Below are 19,661 nucleotides of genomic sequence, written 5' to 3'. Positions count from 1 at the left end.
ATTATCGCGGCGTCAAGTCTGATTGATGTCATCTATGCATCGAGAATTCAATGGTTTTGCGGTCTCCTCTTCCTTTTACTGGCGACAAGTTTGCGTATAGTAGACGCGTAAAGAAGCCTATGGGATGAAAACGTGGCAAAAACTCTCTTACGCAGCGGCGATCTGGATGATTTCCAGGCCGTGGGCGGCGGCGGTCAGGCCGTATTTGATTCGGCATTACAAATTCGTGAAGCACTGCGCCTGCGCAAACAGCAGGCGCTGGTTGACTGTCTGGCAATACCCCAGGTTAATGATGAAGGCGATCGTGTCGACTGGTATTCACCCATCGACGGTCGTTCGGTTTCGTGGAAAGCCGCCGACGAAGAGGCGCGAAGCCGTGCCCGCGAGCACCTCGAAAATACCCTCGACAGCGCTTATGCCCTGAGTCGCAAATGCCTGCAATCGCAGAAAACAGCGCAGCAGCTGTTTGGCTCGTTGCTGGAGAAAGCGCTGCAATTTCCCGGTGAAAACCACGTTTTCCTCGTCGATGGCAAACCGGTCATCACCTTCTGGGGGTTCGTCAACCTCAATGAAAGCGCACGTGAAAATGTGCTCGACTGTCTGCGCGAACCGGAACCCGAAGTGCCGGAAATCACCCTGTTGCCGGAACCGGAGCCAGAAGAAGAGCCTGCCGTTGAAGTCACCTTCAACCAGGCGGATGCGCCGCTGTTAAGCACGCCGCCGGAAATCAAATTGCAGCCAGAACCGGTTGAAGAACCGCCTGTGCAGGCCGCGCCGACGCCAGAACCCGCTCCGGTTGCCGCGACGCCTGCGAAAAAACGCCGTCGCTACGGTCTGTGGGCGCTGCCGGTTGCTGCCGCAGTCGCGGCGGCTATTGCCACCCCGCTGCTGCTGAAGCAACAAGAAGTTCCGGCTCCCGCGCCGGTGATTGCAAAAGCTGAACCTGTCGAGATTGCGCCGCCCGCCATGCAGGCCGCGCCAATTCCTGCGCTGACGGCGAAGCTGCCACTGCACCAGGCGGAAGTCTCCGCCCCTGCCGAAACCGTAGCCGAGAAACCCGCCGCGAAAGAGCCGGTGGTGATTTCCGCCATCCCGAAAGGCGCGCTGGTGATGGATGCTGTCGAGGTGAAAATCGGTTCAACCAAATTCCTTAACGGTAACTGGCGCGTTGATCTGGATGTCAAAGATCCCGTGACCGGCAAAGCGCCAGCGGTGCGTTATCAAATCCAGAACAACAAAGGGTCGGCGCGCATTGTTCACGGTAAGAACATTACCTGCCGCGCAGATCTCTTCTCTGGCCTGCACGAAACTGGCGAACTGTTGATTAAAAGTCGCGGTAACGCGCGGTGTAGCGACGGTACCCGTTACCCGATGCCGGACATTTCCTGTAAAGCAGGCAGCAACGACGTAGCCGAGTGCAGCGCACGTTTTGACGCCAAAACCACCGTTCCGGTGACGTTCAGAAAAACAGGTGACTGAGTTTATGCTGGTTAATCTTTGCGACTACAAACAGAGCGTGACGCTGATTGCCAACAGCGGCGTGCAGTTTCTTGATTTTGGCGTGACGCCGCAGGATTCGGCCAACAGCGGCCGATTTGTACGTAAAACGGCCAATGGCCCACTGCTGCGGCTCGATTTTGATGTGGTGAATGAGCGCTATACCCTGCCGAACCGCGATGGCGGTCAGCCGGAAGTGGTCAAGCCGGAAAGTACCCACGCGTTGCAGTATTCGCTGTCGATCCTTGATGGCGTCTGGCTGCCGGTGCCTTTTTTGCGCTTTAACCCGCCGCGTACTTTTGTTGAAGGGCCGGATAACTGGGCGCGGGTGCAGATCCGTAAATTGAGCGAACCGGACAGCGCAGGCAACACGCACCGTATCGCGCTGGCGCTCGACAGCCAGATCAACGACAACTCTCCGGCTTCTCTGGCGCCGCAGGAGAACGATATCCTTAACGGCACGCGCTTTGCGCTGGCCTGGCATGATGATGAAGTCGCCGATTTCCTCGATCAAACCTGGGTTGACGGCTGGCTGCGGGAAGCCTTCTTACATTACATTTCGCAGCATGAAAGCCGCAGCGAGCGTGAGATCACGCAGGCGCTGCGCGGTTTTGAATACCAGGCGCACTGGCTGAACCTGATGACCCTGCTCGGCTCACAATTGCAGGTGCCGGAAGTCAAAATTGTCACCCACACGCTGAGCACTCCGGCGATTCCAGTTGATCTGATCCTTGATGTCGGTAACACCCACACTTGCGGCGTGATCATTGAAGATCATGGCGATGCCAACGATGGTTTGCGCCAGACGGCAGAGTTGCAGGTGCGATCGCTCAGCGAGCCGCAATTCCTTAACGAACCGTTATTTACCAGCCGCCTGGAGTTTTCGGAAGCGCGTTTTGGTAAGCAGCACTTCTCGGTGGAGAGTGGGCGCGAAGATGCATTCATCTGGCCGTCGATTGTGCGTGTCGGTGATGAAGCGCGCAAACTGGCGATGCAGCGCGTCGGGACTGAAGGCAACAGCGGGATCTCCAGCCCGCGACGTTATCTGTGGGATGAAACCCCGGTGTTGCAGGACTGGCGTTTTAGCCAGATGAACAGCAAAACGCAGCGCGAGCCTCTGGCTACCGCTTTCCCGCTGATGAACCTGATGAATGATGAGGGCCAGCCGCTCTACAGCCTGCCGCTGGATGAGCGTTTGCCGGTCTTTTCGCCGCAGTACAGCCGCAGCACCCTGATGACCCATATGCTGTGCGAATTGCTGTCGCAGGCGCTGGGGCAAATCAACAGCGTGGCAACGCGTTTACGCCTCGGCTTCCCGGCTTCTCCGCGCCAGTTGCGCACCATTATTTTGACTTTGCCTTCCGCGATGCCGAAGCAGGAGCGTGAAATCTTCCGCCGCCGCATGTTTGAAGCGATCGCGCTGGTGTGGAAAGCAATGGGCTGGCATCCGCAGGATGAAGATTTTGCCAACCGCAAGCAGCAGGAAAAAAGCGTGGTGCCGGTGCCGCATATTCAGATGGAATGGGATGAAGCGAGCTGCGGACAACTGGTATGGCTGTATAACGAAGCGATCTCCCGTTTTGCCGGGCAGACGGAAACCTTCTTTGCCTCCCTCGCCCGCCCGGATCGCGCCGAAGCGCCCGGCGCGGTGAAAGGCCGTTCGCTGCGCGTTGCCTCTGTTGATATTGGCGGCGGCACCACCGATATGGCGATCACCCATTATCAGCTTGATGATGGCACCGGCAGCAACGTCAAAATCACCCCGCAGTTGCTGTTCCGTGAAGGTTTTAAAGTGGCGGGTGATGACATTCTGCTGGATGTCATCCAGCGCTGCGTGCTGCCTGCACTGCAAACGCAGATGCAAAAAGCGGGCATCAGCGATGCGGCGGCGATTATGGCGACGCTGTTTGGCGACTCCGGGCGTATTGATACGCAGGCGGTTTTGCGCCAGCAGACCACGCTGCAACTGTTTATGCCGATCGGTCACGCAATCCTTGCCGCCTGGGAAGAGAGCGATATCAACGATCCGCTGGCCGGATTGCATGCGACCTTCGGTGAACTGCTCAAGCAGCAGCCGACGCGCAATGTGATGAATTATTTGCGCCAGGCGATTGATCATGCGTTGCCATCCGGCTCGGCGGAGTTCGACGTGCTTGCCGTGCCGTTGCAGGTCAATTTCCGCGAATTGCAGGATGCGATGCTGAACGGGCAATTTACGCTTACCGCCCCGCTGCATGCGGTGTGCGAAGCCATTTCTCACTACAGTTGTGACGTGTTGCTGATCACCGGCCGTCCTGGCTGCCTGCCGGGCGTGCAGGCGCTGATCCGCCATTTGCAGCCAGTGCCGGTTAACCGCATGATCTGGCTGGATAAATATCGCGTGCATGAGTGGTATCCCTTCAGCCAGCAGGGCAAAATCGGTAACCCGAAATCAACAGCGGCGGTCGGTGCGATGCTGTGCAGCCTGGCGCTGGATCTGCGTCTGCCGCGCTTTAACTTTAAGGCGGCTGATATTGGCGCTTATTCCACCGTGCGTTACCTCGGTGTACTGGATAACGTGGTGAACACGTTACGCGACGAAAACATCTGGTATCACGATATCGATCTCGATAAACCGGGCGCCAAGCTGGATGCGAAGCTGCACTTCCCGCTGCGCGGCAATGTGACGCTGGGTTTCCGTCAGTTAGCTAACGCCCGCTGGCCCGCCACGCCGCTCTATACGCTGAGCATTAACTCGCAGGATCTGGCGAAAACCATCGCCGGCGATGGCGTGTTAAACGTGCGTCTGGCCTTTAGCGGCGGCAACAAACATCACGGCCCGGAATCCTTCACGCTGAGTGAAGCCTGGTTGCAGGACGGAACGCCGGTGCCTGCCGACGCGTTAACTTTTAAATTGAATACGCTGGCCGACCGCCGCCATAGCGGTAGTCACTACTGGATCGACAGCGGGAGTGTGTATCTGAAATGAGTGCGAGCGTAAACACCACCCAGGCGTTGAGCGCATGGATTAACGAGAACCGGACACTTTCACCGCTACTGGATGATGATGCCGACGCGCTGCTGGCGCGCCTGAATGCGGCCGCAGCCGGAGAAACCGCGCTGCGCGACGCCGTTAACGCGCCCTGCACCATCGGTCTGTATGGTCATTCGCAGGCGGCAAAAGCTCATCTGCTCGGCGCGCTGTGCGGCAGCGGCAACGGGCGGCTGGATGTGCGTCCGGGCGATAAAACGCTGGATTACTTTACCCATATCAATCCGGGTCACGCGCTGACCAGCATGGCGTTGCGTTTCAGCCCGGATCACTCGCCGATGGACGACAGCTTTCCACTCTGCTTGCGCATTATCAGCGAAGCTGAACTGGTGCAGTTGTTTATTGCCCATACTCAGCAGCAGCCGGAATTACGCGCAGCAGACAAAGCGGTGATCGAAAGCCGGGTCGCGAAATGGCGCACCCTGCGCCAGCCGAATCCGGTACCGGGGATCACCGCCGAAGAGATTGGCGGCATTGCCCGTTTCTGGCGCTCGGTAGTGCCTTCATCGCAGCAGCAAATGGACGATGCTTTGTGGTATCAGTTCGCCAGCCTGCTGCCGCAACTGGATCTCAGCGCGCGTGCCAGCGCCTGGTCGTTATTATGGGGCGAGCAACACGAACTGACGCAGCAGTGGCTGGCGCTGGCGCACACCCTGCACCAGACCGGCAATTCCAGCGAACTGGCTGCGCCGTTAAGCGTTCTGGTCGATAGCTTCGCCCTGCCGACAGACGGATTTTTAACGCCAGCGGAACCCGGCAGCGAAGAGATTCATGATGAAGTGGTGGTGCATCCATGGGCCAACGAGCAACGGCTCAATGCGGTCAGTATTCCGCTGGCGACGCTGGCGCTGATCACCCGCGAACTGGTGCTGCCGGTGGAAAACAGCGTGCTGCCGTCAGTGGATATTCTCGATATCCCGGTGCCCGGCCCGCAGGACGGCCAACCGCTGTGGCGCAGCAAATGCCGCTGGCTGCTGGAGAGCTATCGCCAGCGCTTACAGCCGGACGTGCTGATGATCTGTAACGCCACGCTGGAGCGTTCGACCACCGCCGCCACTGCCCGCGCCCTGCTCAACTGGGTAAAAGAGACACAATCGGGCCAGGAAGCGGCGCTGCCGGGTCTGGTCTGGGCAATTACGCCACAAGATGCGCGTTTTACGCTGGCGCAGAACCTGGATGAAGCGGTCCAGCAGTTGATCGGCAAACCGGGACAACACTGGGGCACGTTGCAGGCGCTGGATGCCAGTAGTCTGCAACGCCTGCTGGCATGGTTAGCGCAGGCCACCGCGCCGGATCTGCGTCAACAGCGTTTAAAAGCGCTGGCAGAGCGCCATCAACATGCGCTGCGCGAACTGCTGCAAACATGGCTTGTCAGCCCGGAGAAGGACGCGGCCACTCAGCGCACCCGCGCTGAAGCTGTCGTGCGCGAATTGCAGGGGCAGGCTTCCCGTCACGGTGAATTGCTGGAAGGTTTGCAGCCGGATATGCAGCAGTTCGACACGCTGTGGAAAGTCCAACAGCCGCGCGAAGAGAAAGTCAGCGGTTTGTTTAATGATGCAATCGATCTGTTTGCCGAATCACCGGACAACACGGAACAGCAACCGCAAAGTAAAGATGTCGGTCAGCAGGCACATGCGCTGTGGGTTAACCATGTCCGCCAGTGGAGCCGCAACGACGACAACGCCGTGCGCCTTGGGCTCAGCCCGACAGCCCTGCGCCAGATGGCGGAAATTGTAATTGTCAGCAGCTACCGTCTGAATCTGCCGGAGCAGCTGCAAGCCATCATGCAGCGTGATACTGCCTGCGCCGCGCAGCTGCATGCCGCGATTGGCAACTTTGTCGCCTGGCTCGGTTATGCATCGGTGGCGGAAGCCGAGCGTCCGGCCAGCCGCGTGCAGAAAGATCGTGCCATTTTCGCCACCGGTTCGGCGGAGGCGAGCAATACGCGCCTGACACGACTGAGCGAGCAACCGGTTCACGCCGCCACCCGTTATGTTTACGACTGGCTGGTTGCGCTCTATCACCGGGCAACGGAAAACATTGGCTACCGCCACCCGCTGGATGTCACTCCGGCGGCGCGCAAGAAGCTGAAATCTTTACTGCCATAAGCTAAAACGGATGCAGCATAAACAGAAACCCGGCCGGTTTTGCGCGCCGGGTTTTTTTACTCGTGTTCAGTAATAAAGCGATTTAGCGTCTGCGCCAGCGCGGCGGGCTGCTCCCACGACATCGAATGCCCCGCATCGGCAATCACCTGTACCGGGATCCCCTGTTTCCGTACCGCCTCTTCGTCTTTATCCGGCAGTGAAAGCGCGCCAAAGATCAGCGTTTTTGGCCGCGGGAAATCGACAAACAGCGTCATCCATGTTGGCTCAATACCGTCGACCAGGCTTTTCGCCCCGCGCCAGACCGCCCACGGCGCATTACTTTGCAGGCATCCGGCCCACGGCGCATTACTTTGCAGGCATCCGGCCCACGCGGTTTTCTCCTGCGCCAGCATTGCCGCGTAACCGCTGGTGACAAACCCCGCTTCATCCTGGCTGGCAATCTCACGGCTGAACATACCGCCGCCGGGATAGAAATTGGGTTCCGATACCGCCAGCCCGTTCACGCGCGCGGCCATCTGCGCTGCCACCTCAATGGCAATGCTGCCGCCCATGCTGTGGCCGTAGAGCCAGAAAGCCTGCAAATCAAGCTTATTCAGCAGCTCCACCACCACTTTCGCCTGATCGCTGGTGCGATAGGAGAAACTCGCTGGACGTTCGCTGTAACCGCTGCCGGGTAAATCGATAAGGATGGCGCGCCTGCCGCCAAATGCGGGATCGGCGACCACGCGCGGGTATTCAAACGATGATGCGCAGCCCAGCCCGTGGATAAACACCAGCGGATCGCCGTGCCCCGGCAGATCGTGCCAACGCACCTGCCCCTCGGCATAACGTGAATAGAATGTGTTCATGAGGTTTCCCTTTCATTGGATTACTGTGATTATATACAGTATTTCGATAAAAAGGAGAGATCGCGATCAAAAGAGTGAAAACAGTAACGCGACCGGAAAGCTGATGGGCCAGGTCGCACCGATGAGTATCGCGCTGAGGAGCCGGACTTTGCGGTTGTCGCGGGCCAGAAAGTACGTTGCCACGCCGGACAGTACCGCCATCACAGCGTAGAAGATCAGCAGTTTTGTGTAGAGTTCCAACGTATGCCTCCTGTCCTTAGGTAAACATTCAGCTAACATGTTGCCCTAATTTTCAATAAGGTATCGCTTTATCTGTCACGCTTTAAGATCAGAAAATCGAGAACAACAACGCCACGGGAAAACTCATGGGCCAGGTGGAGCCGACCAGAAAGGCGCTCAGCAAGCGAATACGTTTACGGTCATGTGAAAGGAACCAGGTAATCAGTGCGCAAATCAGCGCCATCACTGCGTAGAAAACCAACATTTTTTGATATAACGACATAACAAACATTAACCAGTAAGTAACAAAACGTGCGCAATATGCTCTAATTATTGATATTTATCAAGTTTAATTACGTTTGTAACAATCCTGGCTATCAGTAATTTTGATTTAACTTACTGAAGAATGTAAAAAAGCCGGGATTTTACCCGGCCTGTCACTTTTACGGCTGCTGGCGCTCGCGCCAGGCTTTCACCTGCTCTTTACTGACATCATCAGGATAACAAAGTGGCGAATAGCCTCCCTGTTTGCTCCAGGCGCTGCGCCTGCCGCACGCACTGCCGTTGCGCGCCTGATTGTACGGGCAGGCGCAGGGTCCGGGATATTGCGCAATGGATTCCGCAATGATCGCTTTTTTAACCTGCGCATCGGACAGCGCCTGCGTTCTGGCAACCCCTTCTGTTGCGCCCAGTAATGAGATCGCAACAACCATCCCCAACATCATCGAACGAATTCGCATTTTTGTTATCCTGGAAAAGGTAGGAATATGCAGATTATTATTCTCACCACCTGTGAATATTGATTAAACACAAATTACTCTGACCCTTTTCTTTTTTATAGTGAGATTTAACTTAAGTCTGAATTTAAGGTCGGTAGCATTAACGTAAGCATCGGGAAATTTGTCGGCGCACAATCTTCTCTGATATTGTCTCTCTGCAAGGAATACTTCGGATCAAACAAGGTAAGGTTATGCAGAAATATGACGACCTGTGGCAAGCCATAGAAGTTCGGGTGCGTGAAAACAATGACATAACGCACATCGATATGACCACTGACACACCGCGCGGACAGGCAGCTCGCCAGCGCATCGCGCAGATTTTTATCCTTGAATACCTGCTTGCGCGCCACCGCGAGAAGTACGCCAGCAGTTTTGTTCCGTTGGCAGGCGAAGAAGCGCTTTATCATTTGATTTTTAAACGCACTGGCTGGAAACCCTTTGAAGTAAAACAGTTATCCTTTATTGATACGCTGTTTGTACTGGCAGAATTATTCCGTGATGAAAACTTGCCAGCGGAAGTTCGCGCTGTTATTCGTTCTCAGGGTGTAAAAGAAGAGTCCTACCCGACCTATGATTTTTCAGAGAAAGATTGGGCACCGCGCGAGAATGAAGCGTTTTTAAAACGATAAGCAGACAAATTAATTAAATAATTAAATAAAAAAGGGCTCACTCCGGAGCCCTTTTTTTAATTTAATGATACTGAGGCAATTTCACTGCTGGAAAGATTTTCCACGCGCGCAAAATAAAACTCTTCGCCTTCGCAGTAGTAGGTTTCGATGGGTAACAAACCGGTTTGTGCCCCACCGCTACCGCTACCAGTAGCCCATGAGACGGCGGTTTCGCTATCATCGACCGTCAAAAGCTCAGACGCGCCCCCGGGTACGAGCACGACCACGATTTTACTCATTATGGGTTTTCCCCTGCCTGTTTTTTATAAAAAAGCCAGTCATTATCTTCTGTCGCAATGACTGTCTATTGTCGAACCGATGACACTCATATGACGGGCAGAGGAAATGCTGGTGCGCGGTATTATTTGATTGAGATATTTCGCCACTCCGCTGATGGCTGAATATTATTAAATCAGTTTTTTATGAATAACAACACAGATAATTTACCTATGAGATTTGCCTCATGATTCATAAGGTTTTTTAAAAGCCTTCCATGGCTTTATTTAGCGATTAATGTTTGATCATTACGTGACGAACAACCGTGTAATCTTCCAGCCCATACAGCGACATATCTTTGCCATAACCAGAGAGTTTCTGCCCGCCGTGCGGCATTTCGCTGACCAGCATAAAGTGGGTGTTCACCCAGGTGCAGCCATATTGCAGACGCGCACTTAAGCGATGCGCCCGCCCGACATCACGCGTCCAGACTGATGATGCCAGACCGTACTGTGAGTCATTCGCCCAGCCCAGCACCTGCTCTTCATCATCAAACACCGTTACGCTGACCACCGGGCCAAACACTTCACGCTGCACAATGGCATCTTCCTGTTTCGCCCCGGCCAGCAAGGTTGGCTGATAGTAATAGCCTGCGCCCTCGCCCTTTTTCCCGCCGGTGACCACGCTGATGTGGCTCAGCGCTTTTGCCTCTTCAACCGCTTTACTGACACGCGCCAGATGAGCGGCAGAACTCAGCGGCCCCAGTTCGGTACTTTCCTCTTCCGGCGCTCCCATTTTCAGGCTGGCGACGGCGGCACCCAGTTTTTCTACCAGCGCATCGTAGATCCCTTTTTGCGCGTAAATCCGGCATGCCGCGGTGCAATCTTGCCCGGCGTTATAAAAACCAAAGGTGCGCACACCTTCTACCACGGCGTCGAGATCGGCATCATCAAACACAATCACCGGCGCTTTGCCACCCAGTTCCATGTGGGTACGCTTAATTGACGATGCGGTATGACCAATAATGTGTTCGCCGGTGGCGATCGAACCGGTGAGCGACACCATACGCACTTTTTCGTGGCCGGTTAACGGATCGCCAACCGTCTGACCACGGCCAAACAGCACATTCAGCACGCCAGCCGGGAAGATATCTTTCGCCAGTTCGGCCAGTTTCAGCGCCGTCAGCGGGGTAATTTCCGACGGTTTGATCACCACGCAGTTACCCGCCGCCAGCGCCGGGCCCAGTTTCCATGCCGCCATCATCAACGGGTAGTTCCACGGTGCAATGGAAGCCACCACACCCAGCGGATCGCGGCGGATCATCGACGTATGCCCTTCCAGATACTCCCCGGCCGCCAGCCCGTTCAGGCAGCGCGCCGCCCCGGCGAAGAAACGGAATACATCTACCACCGCCGGAATTTCATCATTCAGCACGCAGTGGTAGGGTTTGCCGCAGTTGAGGGATTCCAGCTGCGCGAAGGTTTCGGCGTTGTCTTCAATCACCTGCGCCAGTTGCAGCAGGCATTCGGCCCGCGCTTTCGGCGTGGTTTGCCCCCAACTGGCAAAAGCCCGATCGGCGGCCTGCACCGCCGCATCGACCTGCGCGGCGGAAGCTTCGGCGATCTCCAGCAACACCTCGCCGGTGGCCGGATTGTAAACAGCCTGTTTCTCGCCTTCGCCGTTAACCAGTTCTCCATTGATAAACAAGTGATGTTGCATAGTTCTGTCCTTCAGCTTGGTGTGTTATTTGCCGGTTCCGGCAACGGTGTCGGTATCACGTGTCAGCCACCAGGCACCGAGAATAGGTAGCATCGTCACCAGCATCACCAGCAGCGCCACCACATTGGTCACCGGCACATCGCGCGGGCGCCCTAACTGGTTCAGCAGCCACAACGGCAGAGTGCGCTCATGGCCTGCGGTAAAGGTGGTGACGATGATTTCGTCAAACGACAGCGCAAACGCCAGCATCCCCCCGGCCAGTAGCGCCGAACCGAGATTCGGCAGCACCACATAGCGAAAGGTCTGCCAGCTGTTGGCGCCCAGATCCATTGAAGCTTCCACCAGGCTCCACGAGGTGCGCCGGAAACGGGCGATGACGTTGTTAAACACCACCACCACGCAGAACGTCGCGTGCCCGACGACAATGGTGAAAAAACCCGGCTCCAGATTGACCGATTTGAAGGCGGTCAGCAGAGCCAGCCCGGTAATGATCCCTGGCAACGCGATCGGCAACAGCAGCAACAGCGAGATTGCACTCTTGCCAAAAAACTCGCTGCGCCATAAGGCCATTGCAGCAAGTGTGCCAAGAATCAAAGCGATAGCCGTTGCCAGCGCCGCTATCTGGAGTGACAGTGTCACTGCATCAAGAATATCCCCGCGTGCTGCCGCAACGCTGAACCAGCGCAGCGTAAAGCCCTGCGGCGGAAAACTGAACGCCGCGTCCTCGGTATTGAAAGCATAGATGGCAATGATCAATAGCGGGAAATGGAGAAAGATAACGCCGCCCCAGGCAGCGACTTTGAGAAAAAACGGTGCGCGGTCAGAGTGCATCGAATGCTCCCAGACGTTTCACGAACGCCAGATAAAGGGCAATCAACACGATGGGCACCAGCGTAAAGGCGGCAGCCATCGGCATATTGCCAATCGCGCCCTGCTGCGCATAGACCATGTTGCCAATGAAGTAACCCGGCGGCCCCACCAGTTGCGGCACGATAAAATCGCCCAGCGTCAGCGAGAAAGTGAAAATCGACCCGGCCGCCACACCCGGAATTGCCAGCGGCAACACCACATAGCGGAAGGTCTGGCGCGGATGCGCGCCCAAATCGGCGGATGCCTGCAACAGCGAGGGCGGCAGCCGTTCCAGCGCCGCCTGAATCGGTAAAATCATAAACGGCAGCCAGATATAGACGAACACCAGAAAGCGCCCCAGCCCGGACGTGGAGAGCGTATTGCCGCCGACGGCGGGCAGCGTCAGAAAGGCGGTTAACAGCGGCTCCAGCCCCAGATGGCTTAAAAACCACTGTGCCACGCCATCTTTTGCCAGCAACAGCGTCCACGCATAGGCTTTGACGATATAACTGGCCCACATCGGCAACATCACGGCGATATAGAAAAATGCCTTCCATTTTCCCCGCGCATAACGCGCCATATACCACGCCATCGGGAATGCGAGGATGGCGCTCGCCACGGTGACGGTAATCGCCATCATCAGCGTGCGCACGATGATGTCGTAATTCGCCGGGTTGAACAGCGCTTGCAGGTTGGCGAGCGTTAAATCCGGCGTCACCGACATGGTGAAGTCATCGAAGGTGTAAAAGCCCTGCCACAGCAGTGTTAGCAGCGAACCCAAATAGACAATGCCGAACCACATCAGTGGCCCCAGTAACAAGAGCAGCAGCCCAAGCAGCGGTTTGCGCCATAACACCCCGCTCAGGCTGGCACGCCGCCGGGCGGTTAACGGAATACTCATGGCCATTTCACCCCGCTCCCTGCAACGGCACCATCGCGTCCCGCGACCATGAAATCTGCACCTGTTGCCCCGGCGTCAACGTTTCGGTCAGCAACACGCCGGAGAGATTCGCCTGGCTGACCATCACTTTCTCCCCCTGCGCCAGCAGCAGTTCAAAACGCGTCGCCGCTCCCTGATACTGCACCGCCTGCACCACGGCGTTGACTTCAATTTCCCCTGGCGCATTCAGGCGAATATGTTCAGGGCGCAACGAAAAAGTGCCCTGCATACCGCACAGCTTGCTGGCAAGATCCTGACTGAAGACGTTTGACGTACCGACAAACCCGGCGACAAACGGCGTGCGCGGGCGCAGGTAAAGTTCGCGCGGGGTATCAATCTGTTCGATGCGGCCATTATTAAACACCGCCACCCGGTCGGACATTGACAGCGCTTCGCCCTGATCGTGAGTAACGAAAATAAAGGTGATGCCGAGCTCCTGTTGCAGCTTTTTCAGTTCCAGTTGCATCTGTTCACGCAGTTTCAAATCGAGCGCGCCGAGCGGCTCATCCAGCAGCAAGACGCGCGGCTCGTTAACCAGCGCACGGGCGATCGCCACCCGTTGCCGTTGCCCGCCGGAGAGCTGAGAAGGTTTGCGCGTATGGACAAAGCCGAGCGCCACTTTTTCCAGCGCCTCACGGGCGCGGGCGTGGCGCTGCTTTTTGTCCACGCCTTTCACCATCAGCCCGTAGGCCACATTGTCGAGAATCGACATATGCGGAAACAGCGCGTAGTCCTGGAACACGGTGTTGACGTCCCGCTCCCACGGTGGCAGTTCGCTGGCTTCGCGGCCAAAGATGCGGATTGCGCCGCCGCTCAATTGCTCAAACCCGGCAATCAGCCGCAGACAGGTGGTTTTGCCGGAGCCGGATGGCCCCAGCATGGAGAAGAACTCCCCGTCGTTGATGGCGATAGTGACGCCGTCAACCGCCCGGACGTCGCCGTATAACCGCGAGACATCCAGAAATTCAACTGCATAGGTCATACTCAGCTCCTGGCAGGTTAACGGCCACCCATAATGGCGATGTAATCCTGTGTCCAGCGGCTGTACGGCACATATTTGCCACCCTCAGCAACCGGGGTTTTCCAGAAAGCGATTTTGTCAAAGAAACGGTAACCGTTAGTTTCGCAGCCTTGCTCACCCAGCAGCGTGCTGGCGTTGCACCCTTCCGGCACCACCGGCAGCGAGCCAAACCAGGCGGCCACGTCGCCCTGAACTTTTGGCGTCAGCGACCAGTTCATCCACTTGTAGGCACAGTTCGGGTGTTTCGCATCGGCATGCAGCATCGTGGTATCCGCCCAGCCAGTGACGCCCTCTTTCGGGAATACGGTGGCGATCGGCTGGTTTTCACCTTTCAGGGCATTCGCCTGATACGGCCAGGCGCTGGAGGCAACAACGCCTTCGTTTTTGAAGTCGCTCATCTGTACCGTGGTGTCATGCCAGTAGCGGTGGATCAGTAAGTGCTGATCGCGCAGGGTTTTCAGTACCGCCTGATATTGCGCTTCCGTGAGCTGGTACGGATCGTCAATGCCCAGTTGCGGCTGCGTGGCTTTCAGGAACAGCGCCGCATCGGCGATGTAGATCGGGCCGTCATAAGCCTGTACGCGCCCTTTATTGGTTTTGCCATCCGGCAGGTTTTGTTGCACAAACACCACTGACCAGCTATCCGGCGGCGTCGGGAAGGTTTTGGTGTTATACATCAGCAGGTTCGGCCCCCACTGATACGGTGTGCCATACACTTTGCCGCCGACGTTAAACCACGCGCCGTTAATCAGTTTCGGGTCGAGGGTTTTCCAGTTCGGGATAAGCGCAGTATTAATCGGCTGCACGCGTTTCCCCATAATCAGGCGCAGCGAGGCATCGCCTGAAGCGGTGACCAGATCGTAGCCGCCTTTCGCCATCAGGCTGACCATTTCATCGGAGGTGGCGGCGGTTTTGACGTTCACCGCGCAACCAGTGTCCTTTTCAAAAGCGGTAACCCAGTCATATTGCTTGTCGGTCTGGCCGCGTTCGATATACCCCGGCCAGGCAATAATATCCAGACGACCTTCCCCTTTTCCCACTTCGGTGGGTTCGGCGGCATGCGCGACCATCATCGTCATGCTCAGCGCACACAGACTGCTGCGGGCAAATTTCTTGCTCATTGTTTACTCCTGTCGCAATGAAAAAAGTGCGGCAGCCTTGCCGTAAATATATCTCCCTTAATAAAAATAGACGGCACGCGGACGGCCAGAATGTCGCCCGGCGTAAATTTCGCCAGGATGTGACACATAACGCATTACGTTTCGAATGAAAATAATAGCCGACCGTCTTTTTTAGTATAGACAAGGAGTTAGCCGGTACGAGGTTAATCTGTGTTGCTATTCACATTTCCTATGAATACACAAAACAAAAGCACAGAAAATAATGACGGTGACCTGCAAGTTTTCATCGTCACTATTTTTAAAATGAGAACAAGATATTCAGAAAATAAGAATGGGCTGAGCGAGTTTATTTCATCATCTGCCGAATCAATTCCCCTAAGCGAATTGCCGCACGTTCCTCTTTATCACCCCACGCCCAGGCGCAATTAAAGCGGAAAAAGGATTGCCAGCGGTCAGATGTCGAGAACATTTTCCCCGGCGCAATGCTGATATGGTGCGCCAGCGCAAGCTGGCTGAGCGCTCCGGCATCCAGCCCGGCGGGTAGCTCCAGCCAGAGAAAATAGCCGCTCTCATTACGGTAAATTTTTACCTCCGGCGGAAGATGGCGCAGCAGCGCCTGCCAGGCCAGATGTTTGCGCTCCGCCAGCACGCGCCGCAAGCGGCGCAGGTGCGCGTCGTAGTGATGGGTGGAGAGATAATCGACCAGCGCCAGTTGCAGCGGCGAACTGGTGGAGAGCGTACTCATTAACTGCAGTTGCTGAATGCGCCGCGCGTGGCGACCGGCCGCCACCCAGCCAACGCGGAAACCGGCCACCAGGCATTTAGAAAACGACGAGCAGTGCAGCGTCATATCCTGTTTATCCCACGCTTTTGCCGGTAACGGCTGCTCGCGCCCGTAATAGAGTTCGCTGTAGACATCGTCTTCGATAAGCGTGACGTTATGTTCCGCCAGCAGCGCCACCAGACGCGCTTTTTTCTCCGCACTCAGCGTAAAACCGAGCGGATTCTGGCTGTTGGTCATCAGCCAGCAGGCTTTTACCGGGTAATCGGCCAATGCCTGCGCCAGCGCACCAAGATCGATCCCCTCTTTCACATCTGTCGGCACCGACAGCGCTTTCAGCTTCAGCCGTTCCAGCGCCTGCAACGCGCCATAGAAGCACGGGCTTTCAATGATCACCCAGTCGCCCGGTTCGGTGACCGCCTGCAAACTGAGGTTCAGTGCCTCCAGCGCTCCGGCGGTAATGACAATTTCGTCCGGGGAGATGTTCATCCCCTGACGGGCGTAGCGACGGGCAATAGCATGGCGCAACTGGTTGTTGCCCGGCGGCAGGTTTTCAATCACGCTCATGGCGGTGGCGCTTTTACTGACCTTCGCCAGCGAACGGTTAAGCTGCGGCATCGGAAACAGTTTTGGATCGGGAAACGCTGAGCCAAACGGCAGCACCGAGGCATCGCAGCTGGCCTGCAATACATCGAAAATATAGGTATTAATATCCACCGCTTCATCGCGGGTGACCTGCGCCGCCGCCACGCGCGGCACACCGGATGCCGGCGCGACAAAGTAACCGGATTGCGGCCGGGCAATCACCCGCCCCTGGCTTTCCAGCAACTGATAAGCATGGCCTACCGTCATAAAACTCAGCCCGCTGCTGGTGACCTGCTCGCGCAGCGACGGCAGTTTTTCCCCCGGACGCCAGACGCCAAGCTCAATTTGTTCGCTGATTTGTTGCGCCAGGCGCTGGTATTTTTTCATGCATATTCACCGGGTTGAGGATGGTGAATATGATGGCACGGGATACGCATCCTTGCTATATCAGTAATGAAAAAGATAGTGCTAAAAAAAACTGTTATACCTCTATATCTCCGCTCAGCATCGAAACGGTAACACGGGATGATCTGCTCAGTTTATTGAATCAACCGCGGTGATACTCGCAGCCCTCAGGGCAACGCTGCCGAATTTATCAATAGCCCGGTAGTAGGTTTACTGTCTTCATCTATAACAGAGCCCATTTTAATGGGCTTTGTATTTAACTGTTATACAAAAATTTCGCCAATCTGTTTCTGCAAGTTCCGGCTCGCGCTCATTACCATACCCCTCACAGCAGTTGATCTGAGGTTGTCCATGTTTGGTTTAGACGCGTTTCACCTGGCGAGAATACAGTTCGCCTTCACCGTTTCGTTTCATATTATTTTTCCGGCGATCACTATCGGGCTGGCCAGTTTTCTGGCGGTACTGGAAGGCTTATGGCTGAAAACCCGTAACCCGGACTGGCGCACGCTGTACCACTTCTGGTCGAAGATTTTCGCCGTTAACTTCGGTATGGGCGTGGTTTCCGGGCTGGTGATGGCCTACCAGTTTGGCACCAACTGGAGCGGCTTTTCCCAGTTCGCTGGCAGCATTACTGGGCCATTACTGACCTATGAAGTGCTGACTGCGTTCTTTCTGGAAGCCGGTTTTCTCGGCGTGATGCTGTTTGGTTGGAATCGTGTCGGGTCAGGGCTGCACTATTTTGCCACCTGCATGGTGGCGCTGGGCACGCTGATGTCCACTTTCTGGATCCTCGCCTCCAATAGCTGGATGCACACGCCGCAGGGTTACGTTATCGAGCAGGGCCAGGTGGTGCCGGTGGACTGGCTGAAAGTGATCTTCAACCCGTCATTCCCTTATCGCCTGATGCATATGACCATTGCCGCGTTCCTCAGCAGCGCGCTGTTTGTCGGCGCGTCTGCTGCCTGGCATTTACTGCGCGGTAACGATACGCCCGCGATGCGCAAAATGTTCTCAATGGCGATGTGGATGGCGCTGATTGTCGCGCCGATCCAGGCAATGGTGGGCGATATGCACGGGCTGAACACGCTGGAGCATCAACCGGCGAAAATTGCCGCCATTGAAGGCCACTGGGAGAATCCGCCGGGCGAAGCCACCCCGCTGCTGCTGTTCGGCCTGCCGGATATGCAACAGGAACGCACCCGTTACGCGGTTGAGATCCCGGCGCTTGGCAGCCTGATCCTCACCCACAGCCTGGATAAACAGGTTCCGGCGCTGAAAGAGTTTCCCAAAGACGAGCGCCCCTATTCGCCACTGGTGTTCTGGTCATTTCGCGTGATGGTCGGCCTCGGCGTGCTGATGATCGCACTGGGCATCGGCGCACTGTGGCTGCGCTACAAACAGCGGTTGTACCAGTCGCGACCGTTCCTGCATTTTGCCCTGTGGATGGGGCCTGCCGGGCTGATCGCTATTCTCGCCGGTTGGGTCACCACCGAAGTTGGCCGCCAACCGTGGATCGTCACAGGGTTGTTGCGTACGGCCGATGCGGTTTCGGCTCACGGTGTAATGCAGATGAGTCTCAGCCTGCTGACATTCTTCGTGGTTTACAGCGCCGTTTTCGGTGTCGGCTACAGCTATATGGTGCGGTTGATCTGCAAAGGCCCGCAAGCCTGGCATGAGGAGGCAAAATAATGGGTATCGATCTTTCGCTGATCTGGTTTGTGATTATTGTTTTTGCCACCCTGATGTACATCGTGATGGACGGTTTTGATCTGGGGATTGGCATTCTGTTTCCTCTGACCCGCGATGCTCACGATCGCGATGTGATGGTGAACAGCGTTGCGCCGGTCTGGGACGGCAACGAGACCTGGCTGGTGCTCGGCGGCGCGGGGTTGTTCGGCGCATTTCCGCTGGCCTATGCGGTGATTGTTGATGCGCTGACCATTCCGCTGACGCTCATGCTGCTGGGGCTGATTTTTCGCGGCGTGGCGTTCGAGTTTCGTTTCAAAGCCACACCCGCACATCGTCCGTTCTGGGATAAAGCGTTTATGGCAGGTTCCGTGCTGGCGACCTTTACTCAGGGCGTGGTGGTTGGCGCGGTGCTGAATGGTTTTTCGGTCAGCGAACGGCGTTTTAACGGCGGCGCGCTGGACTGGCTGACACCCTTCACCCTGTTCTGCGGCGTCGGGCTGGTGATTGCCTATGCGTTGCTGGGCGCAAGCTGGCTGGTGATGAAAAGCGGCGCGCCGTTGCAGGATAAAATGCGCGCAGCGGCGAAGAAATTGCTGCTGGTTTTACTGGTGGTTATCGCGGTCATCAGCCTGTGGACACCGCTGGCGCACCCGGCGATTGCTTCTCGCTGGTTCAGCCTGCCAAACCTGTTGTTCTTCGCGCCGGTGCCGTTGCTGGTTATTGCGCTCAGCGCCTGGCTGTGGCGCAGCCTCGGCAATCCGCAGCATCATGCCTTGCCGTTTGTGCAGACGCTGGGCCTGATTTTCCTCGGCTTTAGCGGGCTGGGCATCAGCATCTGGCCGCACATCATTCCGCCGGATATCACCTTCTGGCAGGCCGCGGCACCGCCGCAAAGCCAGGGCTTTATGCTGGTCGGCGCGCTGCTGATTATTCCGATTATCCTGGTCTATACCGCGTGGAGCTATTACGTGTTTCGCGGCAAAGTACAACCTGGCGAGGGCTATCACTGATGAAACACTCGTTTTTCAACCGCCTGATGTGGCTGGTACTGATTTGGGGCGGCAGCGTGCTGGCGCTGGCCGCCGTGAGTATGGTGTTCCGCCTGCTGATGTCGGCGGCCGGGTTTAAATCCCACTGATGTGCGCAGAGTTTGCTGTGGTAAACGGCAAACTCTTTTTACGTGCA

General features: G+C 56.4%; 18 protein-coding genes. 7 read left to right on the top strand and 11 right to left on the bottom strand.

Annotated elements, in window-relative coordinates:
• Positions 1-132: 132 nt before the first annotated feature.
• From CWM66_RS00230 to CWM66_RS00220, 3 genes are read left to right on the top strand one after another with little or no spacing between them, the layout of a single operon-like run.
• A complete protein-coding gene (locus CWM66_RS00230; RefSeq protein ID WP_107146100.1) occupies positions 133-1,479 on the top strand; it encodes an SrfA family protein in 1,347 nt (448 codons plus the stop codon).
• A gap of 4 nt (positions 1,480-1,483) precedes the next feature.
• Positions 1,484-4,465 (top strand): virulence factor SrfB, encoded by a 2,982-nt coding sequence (locus CWM66_RS00225; RefSeq protein WP_090397601.1) that lies wholly within the window; start codon positions 1,484-1,486, stop codon positions 4,463-4,465.
• Positions 4,462-6,636: a virulence factor SrfC family protein gene (locus tag CWM66_RS00220; protein ID WP_107146099.1), complete on the top strand. Its 2,175-nt coding sequence runs from the start codon at positions 4,462-4,464 to the stop codon at positions 6,634-6,636. Before CWM66_RS00225 ends, CWM66_RS00220 begins: the two co-directional genes overlap by 4 nt.
• Before the next feature lie 56 nt (positions 6,637-6,692).
• Here the strand turns inward: CWM66_RS00220 and CWM66_RS00215 are convergent, their stop codons facing one another.
• The 4 genes from CWM66_RS00215 to CWM66_RS00200 all read right to left on the bottom strand — a co-directional run bounded on the left by CWM66_RS00215 (position 6,693) and on the right by CWM66_RS00200 (position 8,416).
• The gene (locus CWM66_RS00215; protein ID WP_107146098.1) at positions 6,693-7,484 is read right to left on the bottom strand and encodes an alpha/beta fold hydrolase; all 792 of its coding nucleotides are present in this window, start codon (positions 7,482-7,484) and stop codon (positions 6,693-6,695) included.
• Between the two features lie 66 nt (positions 7,485-7,550).
• Complete coding sequence (locus tag CWM66_RS00210) at positions 7,551-7,724, bottom strand: GhoT/OrtT family toxin (protein ID WP_107146097.1); 174 nt, start codon at positions 7,722-7,724, stop codon at positions 7,551-7,553.
• Between the two features lie 88 nt (positions 7,725-7,812).
• On the bottom strand, positions 7,813-7,986 hold the full coding sequence (locus CWM66_RS00205; RefSeq protein ID WP_064569008.1) for a GhoT/OrtT family toxin: 174 nt from the start codon (positions 7,984-7,986) through the stop codon (positions 7,813-7,815).
• Positions 7,987-8,146: 160 nt separating this feature from the next.
• The gene (locus CWM66_RS00200; RefSeq protein WP_227136866.1) at positions 8,147-8,416 is read right to left on the bottom strand and encodes a hypothetical protein; all 270 of its coding nucleotides are present in this window, start codon (positions 8,414-8,416) and stop codon (positions 8,147-8,149) included.
• 257 nt (positions 8,417-8,673) lie between these two features.
• Between CWM66_RS00200 and CWM66_RS00195 the strand changes: the two genes are divergently transcribed.
• Positions 8,674-9,111, top strand: coding sequence for a hypothetical protein (locus CWM66_RS00195; RefSeq protein WP_035885656.1), 438 nt, complete (start codon positions 8,674-8,676; stop codon positions 9,109-9,111).
• 56 nt (positions 9,112-9,167) lie between these two features.
• On the opposite strand, the gene CWM66_RS00190 is transcribed toward CWM66_RS00195, so the two are convergent.
• From CWM66_RS00190 to CWM66_RS00160, 7 genes are all read right to left on the bottom strand, one after another.
• Entirely contained in the window at positions 9,168-9,389 is a 222-nt protein-coding gene (locus CWM66_RS00190; protein ID WP_035942268.1) for a hypothetical protein, read from the bottom strand.
• Between the two features lie 271 nt (positions 9,390-9,660).
• On the bottom strand, positions 9,661-11,085 hold the full coding sequence (gene patD / locus CWM66_RS00185) for an aminobutyraldehyde dehydrogenase (protein ID WP_007372091.1): 1,425 nt from the start codon (positions 11,083-11,085) through the stop codon (positions 9,661-9,663).
• Positions 11,086-11,109: 24 nt separating this feature from the next.
• Complete coding sequence (locus CWM66_RS00180) at positions 11,110-11,916, bottom strand: ABC transporter permease (RefSeq protein ID WP_107146095.1); 807 nt, start codon at positions 11,914-11,916, stop codon at positions 11,110-11,112.
• A complete protein-coding gene (locus CWM66_RS00175; RefSeq protein WP_007372089.1) occupies positions 11,906-12,841 on the bottom strand; it encodes an ABC transporter permease in 936 nt (311 codons plus the stop codon). The genes CWM66_RS00180 and CWM66_RS00175 overlap by 11 nt, the downstream gene beginning before the upstream one ends.
• 1 nt (position 12,842) lies before the next feature.
• A complete protein-coding gene (locus CWM66_RS00170) occupies positions 12,843-13,856 on the bottom strand; it encodes an ABC transporter ATP-binding protein (RefSeq protein ID WP_071920832.1) in 1,014 nt (337 codons plus the stop codon).
• Between the two features lie 17 nt (positions 13,857-13,873).
• Complete coding sequence (gene ydcS, locus CWM66_RS00165) at positions 13,874-15,016, bottom strand: putative ABC transporter substrate-binding protein YdcS (RefSeq protein WP_107146094.1); 1,143 nt, start codon at positions 15,014-15,016, stop codon at positions 13,874-13,876.
• Between the two features lie 346 nt (positions 15,017-15,362).
• Entirely contained in the window at positions 15,363-16,769 is a 1,407-nt protein-coding gene (locus CWM66_RS00160; protein ID WP_079517889.1) for a PLP-dependent aminotransferase family protein, read from the bottom strand.
• 369 nt (positions 16,770-17,138) lie between these two features.
• Between CWM66_RS00160 and CWM66_RS00155 the strand changes: the two genes are divergently transcribed.
• The 3 genes from CWM66_RS00155 to CWM66_RS00145 are packed head-to-tail and all read left to right on the top strand — an operon-like array spanning position 17,139 to position 19,614.
• Entirely contained in the window at positions 17,139-18,476 is a 1,338-nt protein-coding gene (locus tag CWM66_RS00155; protein ID WP_107146093.1) for a cytochrome ubiquinol oxidase subunit I, read from the top strand.
• Entirely contained in the window at positions 18,476-19,486 is a 1,011-nt protein-coding gene (gene cydB / locus CWM66_RS00150) for a cytochrome d ubiquinol oxidase subunit II (RefSeq protein ID WP_035885647.1), read from the top strand. Before CWM66_RS00155 ends, cydB begins: the two co-directional genes overlap by 1 nt.
• Positions 19,486-19,614: a DUF2474 domain-containing protein gene (locus tag CWM66_RS00145; protein WP_007372080.1), complete on the top strand. Its 129-nt coding sequence runs from the start codon at positions 19,486-19,488 to the stop codon at positions 19,612-19,614. Before cydB ends, CWM66_RS00145 begins: the two co-directional genes overlap by 1 nt.
• The last annotated feature ends 47 nt before the right edge of the window (positions 19,615-19,661 follow it).

It is taken from the genome of Kosakonia sp. H7A, assembly GCF_003028445.1.
GTDB classification, from domain to species: Bacteria; Pseudomonadota; Gammaproteobacteria; order Enterobacterales; family Enterobacteriaceae; genus Kosakonia; species Kosakonia radicincitans.
This window is presented reverse-complemented; position numbering and strand designations above follow the sequence as displayed.

Coding starts and splice junctions, on each gene's coding strand:
- CWM66_RS00225 (WP_090397601.1), top strand. CDS start 1,484: ATGCTGGTTAATCTTTGCGACTACAAACAGAGCGTGACGCTGATTGCC.
- CWM66_RS00220 (WP_107146099.1), top strand. CDS start 4,462: ATGAGTGCGAGCGTAAACACCACCCAGGCGTTGAGCGCATGGATTAAC.
- CWM66_RS00215 (WP_107146098.1), bottom strand. CDS start 7,484: ATGAACACATTCTATTCACGTTATGCCGAGGGGCAGGTGCGTTGGCAC.
- CWM66_RS00205 (WP_064569008.1), bottom strand. CDS start 7,986: ATGTCGTTATATCAAAAAATGTTGGTTTTCTACGCAGTGATGGCGCTG.
- CWM66_RS00200 (WP_227136866.1), bottom strand. CDS start 8,416: ATGGTTGTTGCGATCTCATTACTGGGCGCAACAGAAGGGGTTGCCAGA.
- CWM66_RS00195 (WP_035885656.1), top strand. CDS start 8,674: ATGCAGAAATATGACGACCTGTGGCAAGCCATAGAAGTTCGGGTGCGT.
- CWM66_RS00190 (WP_035942268.1), bottom strand. CDS start 9,389: ATGAGTAAAATCGTGGTCGTGCTCGTACCCGGGGGCGCGTCTGAGCTT.
- patD (WP_007372091.1), bottom strand. CDS start 11,085: ATGCAACATCACTTGTTTATCAATGGAGAACTGGTTAACGGCGAAGGC.
- CWM66_RS00180 (WP_107146095.1), bottom strand. CDS start 11,916: ATGCACTCTGACCGCGCACCGTTTTTTCTCAAAGTCGCTGCCTGGGGC.
- CWM66_RS00175 (WP_007372089.1), bottom strand. CDS start 12,841: ATGGCCATGAGTATTCCGTTAACCGCCCGGCGGCGTGCCAGCCTGAGC.
- CWM66_RS00170 (WP_071920832.1), bottom strand. CDS start 13,856: ATGACCTATGCAGTTGAATTTCTGGATGTCTCGCGGTTATACGGCGAC.
- ydcS (WP_107146094.1), bottom strand. CDS start 15,016: ATGAGCAAGAAATTTGCCCGCAGCAGTCTGTGTGCGCTGAGCATGACG.
- CWM66_RS00160 (WP_079517889.1), bottom strand. CDS start 16,769: ATGAAAAAATACCAGCGCCTGGCGCAACAAATCAGCGAACAAATTGAG.
- CWM66_RS00155 (WP_107146093.1), top strand. CDS start 17,139: ATGTTTGGTTTAGACGCGTTTCACCTGGCGAGAATACAGTTCGCCTTC.
- cydB (WP_035885647.1), top strand. CDS start 18,476: ATGGGTATCGATCTTTCGCTGATCTGGTTTGTGATTATTGTTTTTGCC.
- CWM66_RS00145 (WP_007372080.1), top strand. CDS start 19,486: ATGAAACACTCGTTTTTCAACCGCCTGATGTGGCTGGTACTGATTTGG.